The sequence below is a fragment of the Pseudomonas sp. P65(2024) genome, from assembly GCF_057480955.1.
This window is the reverse complement of the sequence record NZ_JBLIYX010000001.1, coordinates 49,165-67,944: the sequence shown is the minus strand read 5'-3', so window position 1 is coordinate 67,944 and position 18,780 is coordinate 49,165. Positions and strand designations below refer to the sequence as shown.

The window sequence follows — 18,780 nt, the reverse complement described above, 5'->3', positions numbered from 1 at the left end:
CCATGCTAAGTGCCTTCTTACAAAGAAGCTCTTCGAAGAGATTCGCGCGGCAGTTCGTAGCGAAGTGTCGGTAGGGGTGCCACCGATATCTGGGCATGGGTTCGATGACTGCATGCAAGCTTGCGCAGGCGCCAGATGGTGGCCCTACCAGGGGGGCACAGCGCTCGTGTTCGCCGTGTCCCATCTTCACCTGAAGCAATCAGTTTGCCTCGCCCTTGACCAGTGCTCCCGCTGACTCGTCGAATCCTCATCTTGCTGTCGGCTGACCACAGTCCGCAAGAAACGGAGAGCATCCCCCTTGTACCGCACCCGATAGTACCCGCGCACCCTGCAAATCATCTTCAGGACGAGGTACTCATCATGCAACTGGCCGGCAAAGTGGCAATCATCACCGGCGCCAGCTCCGGTATCGGCCGAGCCGCGGCGACATTGTTCGCCCGGCACGGCGCCAACCTTGTGCTCACGGCCCGGCGCCAGGCCGAACTCGAGCAATTGACGGCGGACATCGCGGCGGCCGGGCAAGGCCGGGCTATTACCGTGGCTGGCGACATCACCGATGCGGCGTTGGTCAGGGAACTGGTGGACGTGGCGGTGGCGCGCTTCGGTGGCCTGGATATCGCCTTCAACAATGCCGGTACCCTCGGTGAACTGGCCGCCGTCCCCGAGCTGTCCCTGGAGGGCTGGCAACACACCCTGCACACCAACCTCACCAGCGCCTTCCTCTGCGCCCAGGCGCAGATTCCGGCGTTGCTGGCCCGTGGTGGCGGCTCGCTGATTTTCACCTCGACCTTTGTCGGCCACAGCGTGGGCATGCCGGGCATGGCCGCCTATGCGGCGAGCAAGGCCGGCGTGGTCGGCCTGGTCCAGGTCATTGCGGCGGAGCAGGGCTGCCGTGGCATACGCGCCAACGCGCTGCTGCCCGGCGGTACCGATACGCCCATGGGCCGTAGTGCGATGAACAGCCCCGAGGCCCGGGCCCATGTCGAAGGGCTGCATGCCCTCAAGCGTCTGGCCCGGCCGCAGGAGATCGCCGAGGCGGCGTTGTTCCTGGCGTCGGAGGCATCGAGTTTCATGACCGGGGCGGCCATGCTGGTGGATGGCGGGGTGTCGGTGGTGCGGGGGTGAGGTGGGCTGCAGGTTCCGCGTGGCCCTTTAAAATGATCGTGGGGCAAGCCCACGCAAGTCCAGTTACTACACGCAAGTTCAGTTACCAGTAGATTGAACGGGGCTGCCAGGCAGCCCCGAGCGCTTGCATCAATCCGCCGGTTTGGGCGCGAAGCGCAGGATCAGGCAGGCGATCACCGCCGACAGCAGCGAGCCCAGCAGGATGCCGATCTTGGCTGCGTCGATCTTATCGGCCTGGCCGGGGAAGGCCAGCTCGCCGATGAACAGGCTCATGGTGAAGCCGATGCCGCACAGCATCGCCACGCCGTAGATCTGCAGCCAGCTGGCGCCATGGGGCTTGCTGGCCAGGCCGGTCTTGACCGCCAGCAGCACGCCGCCGAACACGCCGAGCTGCTTGCCCAGCAGCAGGCCCAGGGCGATGGCCAGTGGCAATGGAGCGAAGATGTCGCTCAGGCCCAGATTGCCGAACGACACGCCGGCGTTGGCGAAGCCGAAGGCTGGCACGATGAGGAAGCCGACCCAGGGCGCCAGGCCATGCTCCAGCTTGAGCAGCGGGCTGGCTTCGCGGGCCTCGCTGCCGCCGGTGCTGTAGGGGATCAGCAGGGCGCCGACCACGCCGGCGATGGTGGCGTGAACGCCCGACAGCAGGGTCACGTACCACAGTGCGGCCACGCCGATCAGGTAGGGCCACAGGCTGACCACGCGCAGGCGGTTGCAGGCTAGCAGCACCGCGACGATGCCGGCGGCGCCGGCCAGGGCCAGCAGGTTCAGCGACGAGGTGTAGAACACGGCGATGATCGCCACCGCACCCATGTCGTCGATGATCGCCACCGACACCAGCATCACCTTGAGCGACAGCGGCGCATGCCGGCCGAGCAGGGCCAGGGCGCCGACAGCGAAGGCGATGTCGGTGGCGGCCGGGATCGCCCAGCCGTCGGCCAGGCCCGGCTCGCCACGGGACACCGCCAGGTAGATGAGCGCCGGCACGGCCATGCCCATCAGTGCCGGCAGTGCCGGCAGGCGGCGCTGCTCCCAACTGGCCAGGCGACCGTCGACCAGCTCGCGCTTGATCTCCAGGCCCACCAGCAGGAAGAAGATCGCCATCAGGCCATCGTTGATCCACATGTGCACGGTCATTGGGCCGAGCTTGTCGGTCAGCACCGGGCCGACGGGCAGGTGCAGCAGGTGCTGGTAGGCGCTGGCCCAGGGGCTGTTGGCGATGACGATGGCCAGCGCGGCGGTGAACATCAGCAAGACGCCACCGGCCGCCTCTGTGGCCAGCAGGTGCCGCAGCATCGAACGCGGCTTGAGGGGTGGAAGGGGTGCGGTCATATAACGCTCCTCGTTCATGGCATCACCCTCGCGGTGGCAGTGTCGCGACGGGCAACGGGCACGGCGGGACGCTGGCTCCGGGCAAGACGGGCCACTGCGGCGAAGGGCGAGAAGAAGGATGGAAAATGCGGCGCAGCGACCCACGCCGTGAGGACACGGGGCAGGAAGGGCCATGGGGAATGGAGGCATGCGTGCAACATGGACGGATCTCACGGAAAACAAATGAATGTTCTCCGTATTCGGGAAGGCTCCCGGGCGCACGCAGCACACGCCAGGCGACCATTCTAACGGTGCGGGCGAAGGTGTGTGTTGCATTTTTGCATCGAAATGTTGCCAAGCGAGGGTTTCGACCCGTAGCACCGACCCTCAGGAGATGGCCTCCCTCCTTGAACCGCCTCAGCGCTGATGATGCCTGCGCAACCCCATTGGAGGGCGCGTAGGTCTGTGCCTGTCTCTCTCCATGGGGGCTTTCGGACCTATCCTGGAGCTAGTCGATGTACCTCTCGTTCATTTCCGTTGTCGTCGGAGGCAGTGCCGGTTGCGTATTGCGCTGGATCCTTGGCCTGCGCCTGAACTCGCTGTTTCCCGGGATGCCGTTGGGCACCTTGCTGGTCAACCTCGTCGGTGGTTCGTCATCGGCGGCGCGATGGCCTTCTTCCTGCGCTTGCCCAACCTCGGTCCGGCCTGGCTGCTGCTGATCACCACGGGCTTTTGCGGCGGGCTGACCACCTTCTCGACGTTCTGCGCCGAAGTGCTGTCGATGCTCATGCACGGCCGCGCTGGCTGGGCGATGGCCACGGCACACCTGTGACAACCAGGCTGGCGCGGGCCAGCCAGTGGACCTGGTGAAGACGGTTCATGGCTGCAGCCCGAGAAAACGACGTTGATGGTCTGGGCTGGGCATCAGGCATTGCTCATATCGGCCGAACAGCCGATAGCGGTTGAGCGCCACACGATCGTACAACCCGTCCCGCAACCTGCGAGGGCAGAGACGCAGCATGCGCAGCAGTGGCCAGGCGCCGGGCAGTTGGCGTACTACCTCGAAGAATGCCTCGGAGCGCACCCAGTAGTGGTTGTCACGAATGACCGCCATGGTGTCGAACGCCATCACGGGCAGGCCTGCCCAGGCCAGCAATGCCTGGCCTTCGGCTGACTGCACCGTGGCCAGGCGGATACGTTGGTGGCGATCGTGGCGGATAACGAACGTCGCCCAGCCGTTGCACAGCTTGCATACACCATCGAACAGCAGCACGGTTTCCCCTGGCGCGAGCAGAGGGGCGTGAGAGGGGCGCATCAGGGAGGCGGGCATCGCTTGATTCCGTTCAGGCTGGAAGCGGCATTTTAGAGGCTTTGGATGGGAAGTAGCGATTAATCGGCGCGCAGGGAGCCGCGCCCTAGGGATTGGCCGGTTCAAGGGCGATTGTCGAACCGTTATCATGCGCCCCCGATATTGGAGCGCCCCATGGCCAAGGACATCGACAACCCCTGCGTCTCGCTGTGCCAACTCAATGGCGAACTGTGCGTGAGCTGTGGCCGAACCCGGGATGAGATTCGCAAATGGCGGGGCATGAAGCGCCCGGAGAAGATGGCGACCGTGCAGCGGGCGGCTTCGCGAATGAAGGCTATCGTCAAGAAGAACGCCAAGCGCTAGGGCAAGACGCCGTTGCGGCCTGGCCCGGGCGTCAGGCGCGCTTGCGTGTCCCTGACACCTGCTGATGATCCGAATTCATGGGGAAGCTATGCGCAGACTGTGGCGAAGGTACCTCGCACTGTTGGATGCGGACCTCAGTAACAAGGTCTTCGACAACTTCAAGAACTTGCTGGTGTGCGCGCTGCTGTTCGCCGCGGGCACCGAGGCGATCCATGGCAACCAGCAGATGCTGTTGGGTTTGTGGGTGTCCAGTTTCACCGGCTGGGGGTTGATCCTGGTGTCGGCGTTGCTGTTGCTGTTGAACATCAGCGACACGCTGCATCGTCTGGCGAAGTTGCCATACCACACGGTACTGCAGGTCATCCTGTGCCTGCTCTATCTCATCCTGGCGTCGCGAGTGGTCGAGATTGTCTGGAGTTTCCGGGCGGAGTAAGGACGCTCCTTCAGGAGGCGACCGCGACACCGCCTGGTCGTCCAGGCAGTGTCGTTACGGTACGTGTCGCCGGTTCAGGGGGCTATCAGGCGATCGCCTCGCGACCTGCACTTGCCGCCTTGCTGTGCCAAAGGGTCGGCACCATGAACGCGATCGCCAGCACGCACGCGCTCACCAGCAGCACGAAGCCGCCGTCCCAGCCGAAGTGGTCGACGGTGTAACCCATCGCCGCGCTGGCCGCGACCGAACCGCCCAGGTAGCCGAACAGCCCGGTGAAGCCGGCTGCGGTACCGGCGGCTTTCTTCGGCGCCAGCTCCAGCGCCTGCAGGCCGATCAGCATCACCGGCCCGTAGATCAGGAAGCCGATGGCGAACAGCGCGATCATGTCGACGGTCGGGTTGCCTGGCGGGTTGAGCCAGTAGACCAGGGTGGCGACGGTCACCAGGGCCATGAATACGATCCCCGTCAGGCCACGGTTGCCGCGGAAGATCTTGTCGGACATCCAGCCGCACAGCAGGGTGCCGGGAATGCCGGCCCACTCATAGAAGAAGTAGGCCCACGAGGTGGTGTCGACGCTGAAGTGCTTGGCTTCCTTCAGGTAGGTCGGCGCCCAGTCGAGCACGCCGTAGCGCAGCAGGTAGACGAACACGTTGGCCATGGCGATGTACCACAGCAGCTTGTTGCGCAGCACGTACTCGACGAAGATCTGCTTGGCGCTGAATTCCTGCTCGTGGCTCTCGTCGTAGCCTTCGGGGTAGTCGTTCTTGTACTGCTCGACCGGCGGCAGGCCGACCGACTGCGGGGTATCGCGCATGGTGGCGAAGGCGAACACAGCCACCAGCACGGCCACGGCGGCGGGCACGTAGAAGGCGGCATGCCAGTCGTTGGTCCAGCCCAGGCCCAGCAGGAACAGCGGGCCGATCAGGCCGCCGCCGACGTTGTGAGCGACGTTCCACACCGACACCACGCCACCGCGCTCCTTCTGCGACCACCAGTGCACCATGGTTCGCCCGCTCGGCGGCCAGCCCATGCCCTGGGCCCAGCCATTGATGAACAGCAGCACGAACATGATCGTCACGCTGGATGTGGCCCAATGCGCGAAACCGAAAATGAACATCACCCCGGCCGAGATCAGCAGGCCGAAGGGCAGGAAGTAGCGCGGGTTGGAGCGGTCCGAGACCAGGCCCATGAGGAACTTGGACAGGCCGTAGGCGATGGCGATGGCGGAAATCGCCACGCCCAGCTGGCCGCGCGTGTAGCCCTCTTCCTCGATCAGGTAGGGCATGGCCAGTGAGAAGTTCTTGCGCAGCAGGTAGTAGCCGGCGTAGCCGAAGAAGATCCCGGCGAAGATTTGCCAGCGCAGGCGGCGATAGGTGCTGTCGACGCGCTCGTCGGGCAGCGGCGCCTGGTGCGCGGCAGGGCGGAAGAAGGCAAACATGTGAAGCTCCCAACTTGTTATAGGTATGCGAAAACGAATTTTACATTTTCGTTACAGAAAAAATACCGGTTTCGCTGGGAGATTCTGTTGTTTTGTGAACCTGGTCGGCTGCCGCCATGAAGCAAGCCCGGCACAGGGCATGGTTCACGGCGGCACACGCCCCGACCAACTGATAAAAGAGCTGTGATGTGGCGCAAATGACCCTGGCTCAGTCGAGCACAGGGCGCAGGAAGTTGCGTTCGTAACTGAGGATGAAGCGTTGCTCGCTAGCCAGGGCGAAGGCGGCGATGCATTCCGGGTCGGTTTCCGAGGCAGTGCGGTACTGCTCGTAGGCCGCCAGGCTGGGGAAGCTGAACAGGGCGTAGGCGACATTGTTGGCGCCTTCGCTGGGCAGGAAGTAGCCGTGGTGGGTGCCGCCCATGCGGTTGACCAGGCCGATCCACAGCTTGCCATAGGCCTCGAAGGCTGGGATCTGGTAGGGGTCGATGATGTACTTGAGGTGGCAGGTGATCATTGCATGCAATCCTTTGGGTGAGCCGGGTGGCTCACCTTACAGGGGCGGATGGCGGCCGTCACTGGGGGGCTGGCTGGCGCCAGATCAGTTGGTCGGTGGGATAGCCCTGCTGGCGTGCCAGCTCCAGCAGCTGTTCTCGGGTCTGGGCACTGACGGTCGGTGAGCGCGACAGCAGCCACAGGTACTCGCGGTTCGGATGGCCGACCAGCGCCACGCGATAGTCCGGGTCGTGGTAGAGCACCCAGTACTCGCCCTTGGTCAGGCCGGGGGCCAGGCGGCTGAACCAGTTGTCGAAGCGCACCCAGAGCTTGTCGGTGCGCCCGGCCACCTGTGGCTCGGCGAGGCCGTGGGCCTCATTCCACTGGCCGTCCTTCTCCAGGCAGCGATTGGTCACATCGATACGACCGTCCTCGCGCAGGCCGTAATGGGCCTCGGATTGCACGCAGTTGCGCTGGAAGAACATCGGCAGGCGCGCCAGTTCGTACCAGGTGCCCTGGTAGCGCTGCAGTTCTATCTGTTGCGTGGTAGGCGGCGGCTCGTCGCGGGCGCTGGTGCAGCCCGTGAACGCGAGGGTGAGGCAGCAGTAAAATGGCACGGCCAGGCGCATCGCCATGGAAAACCTCCTGAAGGGGGAAAGGGCTCACATGATGTTCGATGCGCAGGCCGGCCAAAGGTTTTACTGGGCTGGGCGCGAGGTTTCCACGCGCAGGATCTCGGTATAGATGGCGTCGACGGTCTGGTCGACCTTGAGGTTCTTCATGCGTGCCTGCAGGTCCGGGTCCTCGACCTTGACGACTTGTACCTTGCCTTCAGGCGGCAGCAGAGTGACCTCATGGGTGTTGAGGTCGATCTTCTTGATCTGCGAGGTGACCTTTACCTGGCGGAACGCCTCGCCGCCGGGGTTGGGGTTGTCCTTGGTGGCGCGGATAGTGCCGGATTCCTCGGACGCTTTCGGTGCGCCGCCTTCCTTGGTGTTGAGCACGTAGGCCACGGCGCGGGTCACGTAGATGTCGACCTGATCGCCGACCTTGAGGTTGGGCAGGGCCTTGGCCTGTTCGGTGAGCTGGAAGGTCACGTCCTTGTCGTGGGGACCCTTCACCGTGACCTGGCGATTGGTCAGGTCGATCTTGGTCACTTCGGTGGTGACATGGCTTTCCAGCGCCTCACTGGCGATGGGCAGTTCGGCGGCGTGGGTGGTGAGGTTGGCGGCAAAGATGAGCGAGGTGAGAGCGATGGCGCGGGTCGGGTTCATTGGCCTGTCTTCCTTGTGGTCGAGGGTGCATGCGAGAGGAAGCATAGACACTGGTTGGCAGGTGTGCGGCAGGTTCAGGCACTAGAAAGGTTGATGGTCACGCTGGCGCTTGGCCCCGGACACACTCACCGCCCCCGGCAAGTTCACGGCGTTCTTGGCCGCCAGCACTTCGGCCATCACGCTCACCGCGATTTCCGCCGGGGTCTTGCTGCCGATGTAGATGCCAATGGGCCCATGCAGGCGCTCGAGGGACTGTTCGGTTTCGCCGAAGTGCTCGATCAGCCGCTCGCGGCGCAGCTGGCTGTTGCGCCGCGAGCCGATGGCGCCGATGTAGAACGCCGGGCCGTGCAGGGCCTCGAGCAGCGCCAGGTCGTCGAGCTTGGGGTCGTGGCTGACGGCGATGATGCAGGTGCGCAGATCGGCCTTGAAGTCGCGTACCACATCGTCCGGCATGCCCTTCAGGTATTCGACGCCGGCGACCGACCAGGTGGCCATGTGCTCGGGCCGGGGGTCGCACACCGCCACCCGGAAGCCGTTGAACAGGGCCATGGTCGCCAGGTACTCGGCCAGCGCGCCGGCGCCGATCAGCAGCATGCGGTAGCCGGGGCCGAGGGTGTTGGTCATCTGCCGGCCATCGAAGCAGAACTGTTCCGGGGTGGCGGTGGGTTCGAGCTCGACCGCGCCGTCGGCCAGGCTCAGCTGGCGACGCATCAGTTGGCCGTTGTCGAGTTGTACCAGCAGTTGTCGCAGTGGGAGGGCGGCGGGCATGAACTCGAGGATCAGTTCCAGCGTGCCGCCGCACGGCAGGCCAAAGCGGTGGGCCTCGTCGGCGCTGACGCCGTAGCGGATCACCTCGGGCGCGCCCTCGGGCAGGCCTGGGCCGCCGTAGGCGGTGGTGTAGCGGTGGACCAGGTCGTCTTCGATGCAGCCGCCGGACACGCTGCCGACTACCCGACCGTCGTTGCGCAGGGCCATCATCGAACCGACCGGACGCGGCGACGAGCCCCAGGTGCGGGCGACGGTGGCGAGCAGCACGCGATGGCCGGCCTGGAGCCAGTCATGGGTGGTGCGCAGGACCAGCAGGTCGATGCTTTCCATGGTGTCCTCGGTATTTCAGTCGATTGTGCTTCGGGCCGCTACGCGGCCCATCGCCGGCAATCCGGTATCAGCGCATATGCAGGATGATCGGGCTGCTGCTGGCCGGGTCGGTATGCCCGCGCAACGTGCCCACCGCCTTGGCCTCTACCGCGCCGCCGTGATTGCCCCACGCACTGCGGGCGAAACTCAGCACCTCGGCGATCTCCTGGTCCGACAACTGCTCGCGAAACGCCGGCATGCGGTAGGCATCCGGCACCCCGGCGGCGACGATGCGCTGCGAGCCGTTGAGGGTGATGTTGATCGCCGAGGCATTCTCCGTGGCCAGCATCGAGGTGGCGCCCGCCAGTGGCGGCATCCACTCGGCCTGGCCCTTGCCGTCCAGGCCATGGCAGCTGGCGCAGCGGGTCGCGTAGGTATGCGCCCCCGGTGTGTCGGGCTGCGCAGCAGTCGTTTGATACTGCCAGGGTGCGCCGTCACGCCCCGGGTCGCCGGGCAGTGACTTGAGGTAGCGGGCGATCGCGTTCAGGTCGTCGTCGCTCATGAACTGCGTGGAGTTGTTGAACGCCTCGGTCATCGAGCCGTACACCACCGCGTGCTTGTTCCGCCCGGTCTTGAGGAACTGCACCATCTCCGGCTCGCTCCAGCGCCCGAGCCCGGTGTTGTGGTCCTGGCGCAGGCTCGGCGCGTACCAGCCATCGAGCAGGGCGCCGGCGAGGAACGGCGCGCCGCTTTCGTCCAGGGCCTTCTCGTTGAAGGCCAGGCCCCGAGGCGTGTGGCAACTGCCGCAGTGGCCGGGGCCCTGGACGATATAGGCGCCGCGATTCCACAGCGGGTCCTGGTCGGCCTTCTGCGCATAGGCGCTGGTCGGCGCGAACAGGCCGTTCCACAGGGCGATGGGCCAGCGCAGGTTCAGCGGCCAGGGAATGTCGCTGGGGACATTGGCCTCGGCGGCCGGCTGCACGCCCTTCATGAAGAACGCGTAGAGCGCCCGCACATCGTCGTCGCTGAGCTTGACGTAGGACGGGTAGGGCATGGCCGGGTAGAGCCGTCGCCCACCCGGCGCGACGCCCTGGCGCACGGCGCGGTCGAAGTCGGCCAGGCTGTAGGCGCCGATGCCATGCTCGCGGTCCGGGGTGATGTTGGTGGCATGGATGGCGCCCAGCGGCGTGGCCATTTCCAGGCCGCCGGCAAACGGCGCCTTGCCCGGCAGGCTGTGGCAGGCCACGCAGTCGCTGAGCCGGGCGACGTATTCGCCGCGGCTGACCAGGGTGGCGTCGGCGCTGTCCGTGACGCTGAAGGGCGAGGCGGGCTCGCGGGTGACGTACCAGGCCAGCAGGCCTGCCGCGACCAGGCACGGCACGGCCAGCCAGCCTGCGGTTCTTGCGAATCGGCGGTTGTTCATGGGCTGTCCTTGTCGTGTCAGCTGAAGGTATGGCGGCTAAGGGGCATGCTGCGCACGCGCTGGCCGGTGAGCCGCGCCACGGCGTTGGCCACCGCGGGCGCCACCGCCGGCAGCGGTGGCTCACCGATGCCGCCCATCTTCGCCCCGCTCTCGACGATGCGCACATGCACCCGGGCCATGCGCGACGGCGGGAGCACCGGGTACAGGTCGTAGTTGCGTGCCCGTGGCATGCCGTTGAGCCACACCGCTTCCTCCAGCAGCACCTGGGATAGGCCCAGGGACACCGCGCTGTTGACCTGGGCCTCAATGATCGCCGGGTTGACGATGCTGCCCGGGTCGATGGCCTGCCAAATGTCGTGCACCCTGACCTGGCCGCCCTCCAGCGACACCTCGGCGATCACCGCCGCCTCCGAGCCGAACGGCGAGGCCATGGCCACGCCGCGGGCGCGCTTGCTGCCGTCCTCGGCGGTGAACGGGCCGCGTTTCCAGCCACCGGACAACTCGCCCACCGCCTGCAGCAGGGTGGTCAGGCGCGGGTTGCCCTGCAGCAGTTGCAGCCGCAGCTCGAAGGGATCGTGGCCGCCCTTGTCGGCCAGCTCATCGAGGAACGACTCGTAGAAGAAGTCGTTGAGCGAGTTGCCCACCGAACGCCAGTAGCCGAGCATGGCCGGGCCTTTGACATAGATCTGCGCGGTGCGCTTGTTGGCGATGGCGTAGGCCTTGCCCGACAGCCCTTCCAGGGCGGTGGGGTCGACCTTGTCGCCCTGCTTGCCGGCGAGCGACTCGGTCGGGCCTTCGGTGGCGCTGATCGCCTCGATGGCCACCGGCAGGCCTTTTTCGTCCAGGCCGGCGCGGAACTTGACCACGGCCATCGGCCGCATGGCATCGCGCAGGAACTCCTCCTCGCGGCTCCAGATCAGCTTCACCGGCCGACCCACGGCCTTGGCCAGGGCGATGGCCTGTGGGTAGGGGTTGGCCGAGTCGTACAGGAAGTGGCGGCCGAAGAAGCCGCCGAGCAGCGGCGAGTGCAGGGTGATCCGCGCTGGGTCCAGGCCGGTGCGCTTGGCGATGTCGTCGCGGAACATGTCCTGGGCCTGGTTCGGCAGCCACACCTCCAGGCTGCCGTCGGGATTGAAACGGGCGGTGGCGGAGGGCGGCTCCAGCTGCGCATGGTTGAGGTACTGGTTGTGGTAGGTGGCCTCGACCGTGGTCTTGGCACCTGCCAGGGCGCCTGCCACGTCGCCCTGGTTTTCCTCGTCACGGCTTGGCCCGGTCTGGGCGGCCAGGTGGTCGCGCCAGCCGTCGCTGGAAAAATCGGCGGGCATCGCACGCACCTGGCTGTCGGCAGCCGCCTCCTTCCAGTCCACCTGCAGTGCTTCGACGGCGCGCTTGGCGTGCCACCAGCGTTCGGCGACCACGGCCACCGCGCCGGGCAGCTGATGCACCGAATGCACGCCCTTCATGGCCTTGACCTGTTCCTCGTTGCGCAGGCCGCCGACGCTCATGCCCAGGCGCGGCGCATGCTGCACGGCGGCGTGGAGCATGCCGTCGACCTTGATGTCGATGCTGTAGAGGGCCTTGCCGGTGGACTTGTCGTAGGCGTCGAGGCGCTTTACCGGCTTGCCGATCCAGCGGAACTGGCTGGGGTCGCGCAAGGTGACGCTGGCGGGGTCCGGCACCGGCAGGTCCATGGCCGTTTCGGCCAGTTCACCGTAGCCCAGCGAACGGCCCGAAGCGGCATGCACTACCTTGCCCGGCTCGGTGGTCAGCTCGCTCACCGGCACGCCCAGCCGCTGGGCGCCGGCCTGCAGCAGCATGGCCCGGGCCAGGGCGCCGAGGCGGCGCATGGTCGGGTAGCTCATGCGCACCGACATGCTGCCGCCGGTGATGCGCAGGCCGTTTTCCATCACCACGTAGGCTTCGCCGGCGGGCGCGCTTTCGACCAGGAAGCGGGCAGGATCGAGGTCCAGTTCCTCGCCGACGATCTGCGCCATGGCGGTATTGACGCCTTGCCCGCCCTCCATGAATGGGCTGAGCAGGCGCACGCTGCCGTCCGGGCGCAGCTCCAGGAAGGCCGGCACCTGGGTACCGCGCTCCGGGGCGCTGGAGGCCTGTACGCGTGGTGCGCCTACTGGCAGGCCGAAGCCGAGCACCAGCGCGCCCACGGTGGTGCCGACCAGAAAGCGCCGGCGCGACAGGTTGACAGTTTCACCTGCGGGCAGTTTCAGCAAGTCTTCGGGGGTATCGATGCGTGTGCTCATCAGGCTTTATCCCCTTCGGCGAGATCCTGCACGGCGGCATGGATGGCGTTGTAGGTGCCGCAGCGGCACAGGTTGACCATCGCCGCGTCGATCTGCGCAGTGCTGGGTTTGGGCGTGTGCTTGAGCAGCGCGGTGGCTGCCATCACCTGGCCGGACTGGCAGTAGCCGCACTGGGCGACCTGGTGCTCGACCCAGGCGGCGACCACGCGTTTGCCCACGGCATCGTGCTCGATGGCCTCGATGGTGGTGATCTCGCGGCCGACCACGCCGGCCACCGGGGTGACGCAGGCGCGCACGACGTTGCCGTCCACCAGCACCGAGCAGGCGCCGCACTGGGCCAGGCCGCAGCCATACTTGGTGCCGGTCAGGCCCAAATCGTCGCGGATCACCCAGAGCAAGGGCGTGTCGGCGTCAGCCTCGACCTGGTAAGTCTGCTGGTTGATTCGTAATTCCATGGGCTCACCTGCTGATCATCGGTTGTGGAAGCGGGGAATACGCTGTTCCCCAATCCGGAAACGCTAGCACAGAGGCCCATTGCGCAACCGATACACCCCACAGATTCAGAGGATCAGGCAAGCAATCCGGCGGAATGCGCAAGTAGCCCTCAATCGATGCGCGGATGCTGTTGTGCGAGCGTCTGGCGCCGGGCCTCCAGCTCGGCGATCTGTGCGTCGATGTCCTCGATCTTCTGCTCGATGTTGTCGTGGTGCTCCTGCAGCAACTCGCGGGCTTCCTCGATATCCGAGGCGGCCGGGGCGGCGCCGCGCAGCGGGCGGTTGGCGGTCTCCTTCATGGTCAGGCCGGTGAGCAGGCCGACCACGGCAATGACCATCAGGTAGTAGGCCGGCATGTACAGGTTGTCGGTGGTCTCCACCAGCCAGGCGGCCAGGGTCGGGGTCAGGCCGGCGATCAGCACCGAGATGTTGAAGGCACTGGCCAGGGCGCTGTAGCGGATATGGGTGGGGAACATCGCCGGCAGGGTCGAGGCCATCACGCCGATGAAGAAGTTCAGCAGCACGGCGAGGATCAACAGCCCTGCGAAGATCACCGCCAGCTTGCCGCTGGTGATCAGCATGAACGCCGGGATCGCCAACAGGAACAGGCCAGCGCTGCCAATGATGATGAACGGCTTGCGTCCCCACTTGTCGCTGAGCAGGCCGATGATCGGCTGCACGAACAGCATCCCGACCATGATCGCGATGATGATCAGCACGCCGTGGTCCTCGCTGTAGTGCAGGTTGTGCGAGAGGTAGCTGGGCATGTAGGTGAGCAGCATGTAGTAGGTGACGTTGGTGGCGATCACCACGCCGATGCAGGTCAAGAGGCTGCGCCAGTGCTGGGTGGCGACTTCCTTGAACGACACCTTCGGGCCGCTGGCCAGGCCTTCGCGGTCCCCTTGTTCGAGCTTGTCGACGTGTTGCTGGAACGCCGGGGTTTCTTCCAGGGCGTGGCGCAGGTACAGGCCGATCAGGCCCAGCGGCAGGGCCAGGAAGAACGGCAGGCGCCAGCCCCATTCGAGGAACTGTTCCTCGCCAAGCACCGTCGAGATCAGCACAACCACCCCGGCGCCAAGGACGAAGCCGGCGATCGAGCCGAAGTCCAACCAGCTGCCAAGGAAGCCGCGCTTGCGGTCCGGGGCGTACTCGGCGACGAAGATCGACGCTCCGGTGTATTCGCCGCCCACCGAGAAGCCCTGGGCCATCTTCGCCAGCAACAGCAGGATCGGCGCCCAGATGCCGATGCTGGCGTAGGAGGGGATCAGGCCGATGGCGAAGGTGCTCAGCGACATGATCACGATGGTCGCGGCCAGCACCTTCTGCCGTCCGTAGCGATCGCCCAGGGCGCCGAAGAACAGCCCGCCCAGCGGACGGATCAGGAACGGCACGGAGAAGGTGGCCAGGGCGGCGATCATCTGCACGCCGGGGCTGGCGTTGGGGAAGAACACCTTGCCCAGGGCGTAGGCGACGAAGCCGTAGACACCGAAGTCGAACCACTCCATGGCATTGCCCAGGGCGGCGGCGGTGATGGCCTTGCGCATCTTGGCGTCGTCGACGATGGTGATGTCCTTCAAACCGATGGGCTTGACGGGTTTCCTGCGTGATTTCATGGGCCGTTGTCCTTGAAGGCTTGGGGCGTGGCCATGGTTTGGCCAGCCTTGTACCTAGGGTCAGATACAACGGCGCGCTAAATAATTCCCTGCGGGGTCATTTGCGTGGGTAAACCATGCGCGATTTCTGTAGGAGCGGCGCTGGTCAGAGCGTGCGAGACATCAACCAATGGCTATGCCCCCAGGCCTCGAACTGCTCCATATGCGTCCAGCCACGCTTGGCGTAGTAGGCGTCCTGGTCGTGGGTATGCAGGTAGAGCGTGGCAACTCCGTTGCTGCGGGCATGCTCGCAGACACCTTCGATCAGCCGCTCCGCCAGGCCTTGCCCACGCGCCTCTGGGGCGACGAACACGCAGGCCAGCCAGGGACCGAGGTCGCTGCGTCCGGGCAGGTCGTCGCTGGCCAGGGCGGCACTGCCCAGCAGGCGGTCGCCGTCCAGGGCGACCAGGCATTGCCATTGACCGTTGTGCTGGCCTTCGGCGAATTCGCGTTGCCAGTCGGCCAGCGGCACGTCCGCGTACTCATAGTGGAACTGTTGGTGCAGCCACTGGGCGAGGGTGTCGCTGTGGGCCATGTGGTGTTTCAGCCAGTCCAGGCGGAGCATGACGATGTCCTTTCAGGGGCAGGAGGGGTGGACCTTTGCGCGAAGCATACACCGCAGTGCGTGAGCGACGAGGATGATGGCGTTTTGATTTTAAGGGTGCGCAGCCGTTATCCTTGCGCCCGCATTCATCAAGGAAGAACCATGCACCTGTCGTCCCGCCTCAAATCGCTTGTAGCCCTGTCACTTGCCAGCCTGCTCGGTGCTTGCGCCAACTACCACTACAAGGAGTACCAGGGGGACTGGGCGCCTGAGACGATGACGCCCTATGATCTGTCCGGCAACCAGGCCGACGCACCGGTCGTGTACTTCGCTACCGTCCGTTACCGCGCCCTGGGCGTGCCGTTTCATCGCCTGCTGCTGGCCACCCATGTCGATGACCAGTTGCTCGAAGGCGCCGGGCGGCGCTCGATCCTCGATATCGCGGGCAAGCAGGCGCTGCGGCTGACGCCGGGCAAGCACTCGCTGAGCTGGTGCTGGGCCTCGATGAACGCGCTGGGGACCGGTGGCGGCAAATGCGGTTTCACCGCGCGCGACGTCGAGTTCCGCGCAGGCAAGCGCTACATCGTCGACTTCGACACCGTCGATGCCATCAATGGCCCGCCCGGTCGAGAGACGATGACCATCACCATCACCTCCGAGATTCGCGACCTCGATACCCGAGAGGTGGTCTACCCGCCCAAGGGCAGCGAAGCGTTGACCAAGAGCATGGACGGTTGAGGATGTGCTCTGATGCAGACTTACTGGCCACTGTTCTGGCCCAATGACAGCAAAGTCGATCACAGCGCCCCGCAGGTGCGTCTCGATGCGCTGTTGCCGGTTGTCGGGGCGGTCACGCTCGCTTATTTCGAGCGCAATGAGCGCATTCAGGTTGATGAAACCGTTCGGCTCATCTGGTGCCCAAGTGTTTCCGACCTCAATGGCTGGAGTGAGCAACCTTCTGAAATCGCCTTTAGCCATGTGCTGCACGCCAGGGTGGTTGCACTCGATGCTGCCCCTGAATCGACGATCGACTCTGTGCATTTCGGTCTGCGCGGGCACATGCTGGAGGTTCTGTCCCTGGAGCGATTGCTACCGGCCTTGTGTGGATGGGCAAACGGTACCGGGGCTTGGGCGTTGCCTCAAGCAGCGACCGAGAATGGCAGCCTGCAGTTATGGGCGGAACTGAGCTGGTGCGGTTGGGCAGAGGTGGCGGGGTACATTTATCTTGTCGGTAGTACGCGAGCCGAGTCGCATCTGGAACTGATCTTCGAACGTGATGGCGATAACCTTGTCGGCTTGTTCCATGTACAGCGAAATCCAGCCGGGACCTTTTTCGACTTCGGGGCGACGTATTTCACCGAATTAGAACGTTGCTTGCTGGAGCGGGTGCTGAATAGCGCTCACCCCTTGTGTGATACTCACCCCCTTTATCTGGTGGAGTAGTCCGGTGTACAGAAAATTTGATCAGTGATACGACGTTGAGCTTTCTATTGATGTTCGCCAGACTTTCCTTCTGCTCGCAAGCCGGAAAGTTTAACCAGCAGGTCACGTACGACTAAAGTCCGGTGTCTCTCACTCGTTTCTACAAGTACCGTGGGGCCAGACAGTCATCAAGTTGGATTGTTGGACAATTAGATCTCGTCAACCCCTTTACCCGCTCTGCCACGGGCTAGCCAGTGACCATGCGGTCATGCCTGGCGCCATGTGGTAATTAGCAGTCGTTAACTTTTCCGCGAGCGTTTCAACAAACAACGCTCAACTTTCTAAAGTTATTGCGCGTGTGCCGATAACCCTCGGTGACCGTGCCGGGAAGTTCCAAGTACTGCGATTCTCGCTGTGCCTTTGCCTGCGAATGGGTGTTGTATGTCGTACCTGTCTGCTGTTGATCGTCGTCAATTAACGCTGTCTGTCGCATTGGCTTGCCTGTGTGTTGGCAACCTGCATGCCGAGACATTTACGCCCGGTCAGGAAGTGCTGCGCCAACAACAACAGCAGCAACACGACCTGCAGCAACTGCAGTTGGAACAACGCCGCCGGCAACTGCAACGCGGTGCATTCACCGCACCCGACAACACTGCGCAGACACCCAAGGCCTCGGCTGCGGATGCGCGCTGCTGGCCGCTGGCCGGGGTGCGCATCGGCGGTGTCACGCTGATCGACCGTGCCACCCTCGATGCCCGCATCGACCCGCTGGTGGCCGCGTGCATGGGCGTGGGGCAGATCAACCAGCTGCTGGCGGGCATCACCGCGCTGTACCTGGAAAAGGGCTATATCGCCAGCCGCCCCTACCTGAGCAGCGCCCCGACGGCCGGGCAGTCGCTGGACATCCTGGTGGACGAAGGCTACCTGGAGGCCATCGAGCTGGCCGACCAGCGCCTGCCGGTGTCCCTGGCCGGGGCCTTCCCCGGCATGCTCGGCGAGCCGCTGAACCTGCGCGACCTGGAGCAGGGCCTGGACCAGCTCAATCGCCTGCGTTCGGTAGACCTCAGTGCCGACATCGCCCCCGGCAGCCAGCCGGGTGCCTCACGGATCATCCTGCGCCCACGCAGCGCCGGCCAACCGCGGGTTTCCGTGGGCCTGGGCCTGGACAATCTCGGCAGCGCCAGCACGGGGCGCGACCGCAGCGTGCTCAGCCTGAGCCTGGACAACCCGCTGGCGCTCAACGACCTGCTCAGCCTGTCGGCCAGCGACACCCTCAACCAGGGCGATCGCTACAGCCGCAATGCCAGCCTGTACTACGCGATTCCCTACGGCTACTGGACGTTCAGCCTGTTCGCCAGCCATGCCGAGTACCGCTCGCCGATCAAGCTCAGCACCCTGACCCTGCACAGCACCGGCATCACCGATCAGCTCAGCCTGCGCGGCGAGCGCGTGCTGTGGCGCGACCAGCGCCATCAACTGAGCGCCAGCCTGCAACTGGCGCACAAGGACGTCAACAGCGAACTCGCCAAGGTCCGCCTGGATGTGCAGAGCCCGACGCTGACGGTGGCCGAAGCCGGGCTCAACCTGTTCTGGCTCGACAGCGCGGTGTGGAACCTGGACCTCAACTACGCCCAGGGACTGCACTGGTTTGGCGCCGACGACGATGCCGATCGGCCAGTGCCCGACCTGCCCATGGCGCAGTTTCGCAAGTACCGCGCCGGCCTCGGCCAGTGGCGCAATGGCCACCTGCTGGGCCAGGCCTGGCAGTGGCAGAGCCAGCTCAACCTGCAGTACAGCCCCGACCCGCTGCCGGCCATCGAGCAGTTGCTCGGTACCGACGATTCCGCCGTGCGCGGCTACCGCCTCAGCAGCCTGTCCGGGGCCAGCGGAGCGGTGTGGCGCAACACCCTGCGCCTGCCGTTGCAGCCCCAGGGGCCGCTGACCATCACCCCGCGGCTGGGGCTGGACCACGGCTGGATCAAGGCCGACCACGGCGCCGCCAGCCAGCGCCTGAGCGGCGCGAGCCTGGGCCTGAACCTGAGCTGGAAGGCCCTGCAGCTGGATGTCGACTACCAGCGCAGCCTGACCACCCCCAGCGGTTACCACCGCGAGCCCGAAGTCTGGCTGTTCAGGGCCGCCGTGCAGATTTGAGCGCACCGAAT

Annotated in this window: 18 protein-coding genes, 1 pseudogene and 1 riboswitch; of the genes and pseudogenes, 7 read left to right on the top strand and 12 right to left on the bottom strand. The window is 65.2% G+C overall.

Features of this window, described 5'->3' with window-relative positions:
* Positions 1–360 precede the first annotated feature (360 nt).
* Positions 361–1,125, top strand: a complete 765-nt coding sequence (locus AC25MA_RS00355; protein ID WP_486971668.1) for an SDR family oxidoreductase — start codon at positions 361–363, stop codon at positions 1,123–1,125.
* Positions 1,126–1,254: 129 nt separating this feature from the next.
* Here the strand turns inward: AC25MA_RS00355 and nhaA are convergent, their stop codons facing one another.
* Positions 1,255–2,457, bottom strand: a complete 1,203-nt coding sequence (nhaA, locus tag AC25MA_RS00350; RefSeq protein WP_028691409.1) for a Na+/H+ antiporter NhaA — start codon at positions 2,455–2,457, stop codon at positions 1,255–1,257.
* Between the two features lie 360 nt (positions 2,458–2,817).
* Positions 2,818–2,879, top strand: a riboswitch (Fluoride riboswitch).
* A 72-nt stretch (positions 2,880–2,951) separates the two neighbouring features.
* On the opposite strand from nhaA, the pseudogene crcB reads away from it, so the two are divergent.
* Positions 2,952–3,247: pseudogene (gene crcB, locus AC25MA_RS00345) on the top strand (fluoride efflux transporter CrcB); the annotation flags it as partial.
* A 66-nt stretch (positions 3,248–3,313) separates the two neighbouring features.
* Here crcB and AC25MA_RS00340 read toward each other — a convergent pair.
* Positions 3,314–3,766 carry a thiol-disulfide oxidoreductase DCC family protein gene (locus AC25MA_RS00340; protein WP_088851952.1) on the bottom strand — a complete coding sequence of 151 codons (453 nt, stop codon included), beginning with the start codon at positions 3,764–3,766 and terminating at the stop codon, positions 3,314–3,316.
* Positions 3,767–3,919: 153 nt separating this feature from the next.
* On the opposite strand from AC25MA_RS00340, the gene AC25MA_RS00335 reads away from it, so the two are divergent.
* Both AC25MA_RS00335 and AC25MA_RS00330 read left to right on the top strand, forming a co-directional pair.
* Positions 3,920–4,108: a DUF1289 domain-containing protein gene (locus tag AC25MA_RS00335; protein WP_028691411.1), complete on the top strand. Its 189-nt coding sequence runs from the start codon at positions 3,920–3,922 to the stop codon at positions 4,106–4,108.
* Between the two features lie 88 nt (positions 4,109–4,196).
* Positions 4,197–4,541: a hypothetical protein gene (locus AC25MA_RS00330; RefSeq protein ID WP_028691412.1), complete on the top strand. Its 345-nt coding sequence runs from the start codon at positions 4,197–4,199 to the stop codon at positions 4,539–4,541.
* Positions 4,542–4,626: 85 nt separating this feature from the next.
* Here the strand turns inward: AC25MA_RS00330 and glpT are convergent, their stop codons facing one another.
* The 10 genes from glpT to AC25MA_RS00280 all read right to left on the bottom strand — a co-directional run bounded on the left by glpT (position 4,627) and on the right by AC25MA_RS00280 (position 15,217).
* The gene (gene glpT, locus AC25MA_RS00325) at positions 4,627–5,979 is read right to left on the bottom strand and encodes a glycerol-3-phosphate transporter (RefSeq protein ID WP_028691413.1); all 1,353 of its coding nucleotides are present in this window, start codon (positions 5,977–5,979) and stop codon (positions 4,627–4,629) included.
* A gap of 208 nt (positions 5,980–6,187) precedes the next feature.
* On the bottom strand, positions 6,188–6,493 hold the full coding sequence (locus AC25MA_RS00320) for an NIPSNAP family protein (RefSeq protein WP_028691414.1): 306 nt from the start codon (positions 6,491–6,493) through the stop codon (positions 6,188–6,190).
* A gap of 58 nt (positions 6,494–6,551) precedes the next feature.
* Positions 6,552–7,106 (bottom strand): lipocalin family protein, encoded by a 555-nt coding sequence (locus AC25MA_RS00315; protein WP_028691415.1) that lies wholly within the window; start codon positions 7,104–7,106, stop codon positions 6,552–6,554.
* A gap of 63 nt (positions 7,107–7,169) precedes the next feature.
* Complete coding sequence (locus AC25MA_RS00310; RefSeq protein ID WP_028691416.1) at positions 7,170–7,745, bottom strand: hypothetical protein; 576 nt, start codon at positions 7,743–7,745, stop codon at positions 7,170–7,172.
* Between the two features lie 81 nt (positions 7,746–7,826).
* Positions 7,827–8,843, bottom strand: coding sequence for an XdhC family protein (locus AC25MA_RS00305; protein WP_486971667.1), 1,017 nt, complete (start codon positions 8,841–8,843; stop codon positions 7,827–7,829).
* 67 nt (positions 8,844–8,910) lie between these two features.
* A complete protein-coding gene (locus AC25MA_RS00300; protein ID WP_197866195.1) occupies positions 8,911–10,245 on the bottom strand; it encodes a c-type cytochrome in 1,335 nt (444 codons plus the stop codon).
* 17 nt (positions 10,246–10,262) lie between these two features.
* Entirely contained in the window at positions 10,263–12,506 is a 2,244-nt protein-coding gene (locus tag AC25MA_RS00295; protein WP_486971666.1) for a xanthine dehydrogenase family protein molybdopterin-binding subunit, read from the bottom strand.
* Positions 12,506–12,961, bottom strand: a complete 456-nt coding sequence (locus tag AC25MA_RS00290) for a (2Fe-2S)-binding protein (RefSeq protein WP_028691420.1) — start codon at positions 12,959–12,961, stop codon at positions 12,506–12,508. The genes AC25MA_RS00295 and AC25MA_RS00290 overlap by 1 nt, the downstream gene beginning before the upstream one ends.
* 149 nt (positions 12,962–13,110) lie before the next feature.
* Positions 13,111–14,613 carry a glycine betaine/L-proline transporter ProP gene (gene proP / locus AC25MA_RS00285; protein ID WP_028691421.1) on the bottom strand — a complete coding sequence of 501 codons (1,503 nt, stop codon included), beginning with the start codon at positions 14,611–14,613 and terminating at the stop codon, positions 13,111–13,113.
* Between the two features lie 145 nt (positions 14,614–14,758).
* Entirely contained in the window at positions 14,759–15,217 is a 459-nt protein-coding gene (locus AC25MA_RS00280) for a GNAT family N-acetyltransferase (protein WP_088851945.1), read from the bottom strand.
* Positions 15,218–15,358: 141 nt separating this feature from the next.
* Here AC25MA_RS00280 and AC25MA_RS00275 point away from each other — a divergent pair, with 141 nt between their 5' ends.
* The 3 genes from AC25MA_RS00275 (at position 15,359) to AC25MA_RS00265 (ending at position 18,769) form a co-directional block, all read left to right on the top strand.
* Complete coding sequence (locus AC25MA_RS00275) at positions 15,359–15,934, top strand: hypothetical protein (protein WP_280092577.1); 576 nt, start codon at positions 15,359–15,361, stop codon at positions 15,932–15,934.
* Positions 15,935–15,946: 12 nt separating this feature from the next.
* Positions 15,947–16,639: a hypothetical protein gene (locus AC25MA_RS00270; protein ID WP_088851943.1), complete on the top strand. Its 693-nt coding sequence runs from the start codon at positions 15,947–15,949 to the stop codon at positions 16,637–16,639.
* A 420-nt stretch (positions 16,640–17,059) separates the two neighbouring features.
* Positions 17,060–18,769 carry a ShlB/FhaC/HecB family hemolysin secretion/activation protein gene (locus AC25MA_RS00265; RefSeq protein ID WP_463402365.1) on the top strand — a complete coding sequence of 570 codons (1,710 nt, stop codon included), beginning with the start codon at positions 17,060–17,062 and terminating at the stop codon, positions 18,767–18,769.
* Positions 18,770–18,780 lie beyond the last annotated feature (11 nt).